The sequence below is a fragment of the Blastomonas sp. UPD001 genome (assembly GCF_003426715.1).
Taxonomy (GTDB): Bacteria; Pseudomonadota; Alphaproteobacteria; order Sphingomonadales; family Sphingomonadaceae; genus Blastomonas.
The window spans coordinates 1-791 of the sequence record NZ_QKVT01000042.1 but is presented as its reverse complement, the minus strand read 5'-3'; the positions used below and the strand labels follow the sequence as shown (position 1 = coordinate 791).

The window sequence follows — 791 nt, the reverse complement described above, 5'->3', positions numbered from 1 at the left end:
CGCTGGCGGGCGAATGGCGGATCGATGCCGAACCGAGCTTCGACCGTGCGACCGGCCGTTTCACGGGCTATAGCGGGACGCTGCGCCGCCCGATGCCCTGGGAAAGCGCCGGGCCCGATGCCGCGACGACCGGGCTGGCAGGTCGCGACGGGCTGCGCCAGATCGTGCACGAACTGCGCACCCCGCTCAATGCCATCATGGGCTTTTCCGAGATCATCGAGCAGCAGCTGTTCGGCCCGGTGCTCAGCGACTATCGCGAGATGGCGCAGCGCATCCGGCAGGACGCGCGCCAGCTGCTCAGCGGCTTCGATGATCTCGACACCGCGCTCCGGCTCGATCGCAATGCCATCGACGATCCGCAAGGCCATGTCGCGCTAACCGATCTGGTCGATCGCCTTGCAAGCAGGGTCGAACCGCTGCTCGATTATGCGCGTGCGACGCTGGACATGGGGTCGGTACCGCCGTCCGCTGTCATCGCCATGTCCGCCCAGGCGCTCGACCGCATCGTGCCGCGTCTTGCCGGCGCACTGATCGGCAGCTGCAAGCCGGGCGAAACGCTGGCGCTGCGGTTTGCCGAAGCCGACCAGTCGATCGATATCCGGTTCAGCCGTCCGGAAGCGCTGGCCGGGCTGGACGAGGCCGCGCTGTTCGATGTCGACCGCGCCGATGCGGGCCAGCACGGCGGCGGGCCTCTGCTCGGCCTGGGCTTCTGCCTGAGGCTGGTTCGCAACCTGCTTGCGAGCCATGGCGGCGCGCTCGCGATCGAGGACGATGCTCTGCGCTTGACCTTG

General features: G+C 68.4%; 1 protein-coding gene. It reads left to right on the top strand.

Annotated features, from left to right (window positions below; all coding sequences use genetic code 11):
• On the top strand, positions 1 to 791 hold a 791-nt coding region (locus tag DM995_RS18180), incomplete at both ends, for a histidine kinase dimerization/phospho-acceptor domain-containing protein (protein WP_198669479.1).